General features: G+C 67.5%; 3 protein-coding genes. All 3 read left to right on the forward strand.

Annotated elements, in window-relative coordinates:
• A partial coding sequence (locus tag JMF86_RS00875) for a chemotaxis protein CheW (RefSeq protein WP_201316678.1) occupies positions 1-1,225 on the forward strand: 1,225 nt, incomplete at its 5' end.
• Between the two features lie 48 nt (positions 1,226-1,273).
• Positions 1,274-1,789 (forward strand): chemotaxis protein CheW, encoded by a 516-nt coding sequence (gene cheW, locus JMF86_RS00880; RefSeq protein WP_012327702.1) that lies wholly within the window; start codon positions 1,274-1,276, stop codon positions 1,787-1,789.
• A gap of 37 nt (positions 1,790-1,826) precedes the next feature.
• On the forward strand, positions 1,827-3,393 hold a 1,567-nt coding region (locus JMF86_RS00885), incomplete at its 3' end, for a methyl-accepting chemotaxis protein (RefSeq protein WP_201316679.1).

The following is a 3,393-nucleotide window of genomic DNA, read 5'->3' on the forward strand; positions in this document are numbered from 1 at the left end:
CGCCGCGGCCGCCGCCGGCGCCGAAGGCAGTTCGATCCGCGTCGGCGTCGAGAAGGTCGACCAGCTGATCAACCTCGTCGGCGAACTGGTGATCACGCAGGCGATGCTGGCCGAGACGGCGACCGCATTCGATCCGGCGCTGCACGACCGCTTGTTCAACGGGATGGCGCAGCTCGAGCGCAACGCGCGCGACCTGCAGGAAGCGGTGATGTCGATCCGCATGATGCCGATGGATTACGTGTTCAGCCGCTTCCCGCGGCTCGTGCGCGACCTCGCCGGCAAGCTCGGCAAACAGGTCGAACTGGTCACGTTCGGCCAGGCGACCGAGCTCGACAAGAGCCTGATCGAACGGATCATCGATCCGCTCACGCACCTGGTGCGCAACAGCCTCGACCACGGCATCGAGACCGTCGACAAGCGCGTCGCCGCCGGCAAGGACGCGGTCGGCCAGCTCGTGCTGTCGGCCGCGCATCACGGCGGCAACATCGTGATCGAGGTGAGCGACGACGGCGCGGGCCTGAACCGCGAGCGCATCCTCGCGAAGGCCGCGAAGCAGGGCATGCAGATCTCCGAGAACATCAGCGACGACGAAGTCTGGCAACTGATCTTCGCGCCGGGCTTCTCGACCGCCGAGACGGTGACCGACGTGTCGGGCCGCGGCGTCGGGATGGACGTCGTGAAGCGCAACATCCAGTCGATGGGCGGTCATGTCGAAATCTCGTCGCAGGCCGGCCGCGGCACGACCACACGGATCGTGCTGCCGCTCACGCTCGCGATCCTCGACGGGATGTCGGTCAAGGTGGGCAGCGAGATCTTCATCCTGCCGCTGAACTTCGTGATGGAGTCGCTGCAGCCGTCGAACGACGACATCTACACGGTCGGCAACGGCGAGCGCGTGGTGCGCGTGCGCGGCGAATACCTGCCGCTGGTCGCGCTGCACGAGGTGTTCTCGGTCGAGGACGCGCGCACCGACCCGACGCAGGGGATCGTCACGATCATGGAAACCGAGGGGCGCCGCTTCGCGATGCTGATCGACGAACTGGTCGGCCAGCAGCAGGTGGTCGTGAAGAACCTCGAAACCAACTACCGCAAGGTGCATGGCATCTCGGCGGCGACCATCCTCGGCGACGGCAGCGTCGCGCTGATCGTCGACGTCGCGGCGCTGAACCGCGAAACCCGTGCGACGCACGGCGCCCGAGCCGGCGCCGAGCTCGCCGTCTTCTGACTCTCGCCATTCAACCGATTGGGGGCAAACGTGTCTGCTGAAGTCCAAATGATCAATCCGGCCGCGGCGAATGCCGCGACGAGCCGCCGCGATGCGGCGCACGGCGATGCGACGGGCCAGGAATTCCTCGTGTTCACGCTCGGCGACGAGGAATACGGGATCGACATCCTGAAAGTGCAGGAAATCCGCGGCTACGACAGCGTCACGCGCATCGCGAACGCGCCCGAGTTCATCAAGGGCGTGATCAACCTGCGCGGGATCATCGTGCCGATCGTCGACATGCGGATCAAGTTCCACCTCGGCCGCGTCGAGTATGACCACCAGACCGTCGTGATCATCCTGAACGTGTCGAACCGCGTGGTCGGGATGGTGGTCGACGGCGTGTCGGACGTGCTGACGCTGCAGACCGACCAGATCATGCCGGCGCCGGAATTCGGCGCGACGCTGACGACCGAGTACCTGACGGGCCTCGGCACGGTCGACGGCCGGATGCTGATCCTGATGGACATCGAGAAGCTGATGTCGAGCCGTGAAATGGCGCTGATCGAGACACTCGGCGGGTAAGCGCGCCGCGCGCGCAGCAATTTCGGGAGAATCTGCAATGTTGCATAACTGGTCGATCCGCACGACGCTCACGGCGGTCGGACTCATCCTCGTGTGCCTGGCCGCCGCGGTCGGCGGGCTCGGCCTTTACGCGCTGAATCACGCGAGCCGTTCGCTCGACGAGATCGCGCACGTCGACCTGCCGGCGATCCACACGCTGGACGACACGGCCGCGTACCTGCTGCGCTCGCGCGTCGCGCTCGATCGCTTTCGTACGCTGACCGAAGCCGGCAATGCGGCCGACGCGGCGAAGGTGCTCGACCGCGCGCAGGAGCTGTATGCGAAGTCGAACCAGAACTGGCAGACGTTCCAGTCGACGCCGAAGCTCGGCGTCGAGCAGGCGCTCGTCGACGAGCTCACCGCGCGTTACGCGACGATCATGAAGGAAGGCGTCGAACCGGAATTCGCCGCGGCGCGCGCGGGCGACATGGCCGCGTACCACGCGATCGCCGACGCGAAGATCAGCCCGATGTTCGTCGCGTTCGACCAGACGGCGGCGGCCGTGATCGCCGCGCTGCAAAAGCGCGCGGAAGAACGCCAGGCCGCGACGCAGTCGCAGATCTCGATGATGATCGCGCTGATCGCGGCCGGCATCGCGCTCGCGTTCGTCGTCGTGATCGCGATCCGCTTCGTTCTGCGCGGGCTGATCGTCCAGCCGATCGAGGACGCGATCGCGCACTTCGAGCGCATCGCCGGCGGCGATCTCACGCAACCGGTGAGCGTGTTCAGCACGAACGAGATCGGCCGCCTGTTCGGCGGCATCAAGCGGATGCAGGACGCCGTCACGACGATGGTGCAGGCCGTGCATCGCGGCACCGAATCGATCGACGTCGGCGCGCGCGAGATCGCGAGCGGCAACATCGACCTGTCGCAGCGCACCGAGGAGCAGGCCGCCTCGCTGCAGGAAACCGCATCGAGCATGGAGCAGCTGACGGGCACCGTGCGGCAGAACGCGGAAAACGCGCGGCAGGCGAGCCAGCTCGCGGTGAACGCGTCGGACATCGCGACGCAGGGCGGCGACGTGGTCGGCCAGGTCGTGTCGACGATGCAGGACATCGCGGCGAGCTCGGGCAAGGTCGTCGACATCATCGGCACGATCGAGGGCATCGCGTTCCAGACCAACATCCTCGCGCTGAACGCGGCCGTCGAAGCGGCGCGGGCCGGCGAGCAGGGCCGCGGCTTCGCGGTGGTCGCGGGCGAGGTGCGTTCGCTCGCGCAGCGCAGCGCGAGCGCCGCGAAGGAAATCAAGCAGTTGATCGGCGATTCGGCCGAGAAGGTCGACAGCGGGTCGGCGCTCGTCGCGCGCGCCGGCGCGACGATGGACGAGATCGTGCAGGCGGTGCGCCGCGTGACCGACATCATGGGCGAGATCAGCGCGGCCTCCGACGAGCAGTCGACCGGCATCGAGCAGGTCAACCGTGCGGTCGGCCAGATGGATGCGGTCACGCAGCAGAACGCGGCGCTCGTCGAGCAGGCGGCCGCCGCGGCCGCGTCGCTCGAGGAGCAGACGCGCCAGATGAAGGCGATCGTGTCGGGCTGGCGCGTCGCGGGCGGCATCGCGCTCG

This window comes from Burkholderia sp. E168m15 (assembly GCF_016586105.1).
Taxonomy (GTDB): Bacteria; Pseudomonadota; Gammaproteobacteria; order Burkholderiales; family Burkholderiaceae; genus Burkholderia; species Burkholderia orbicola.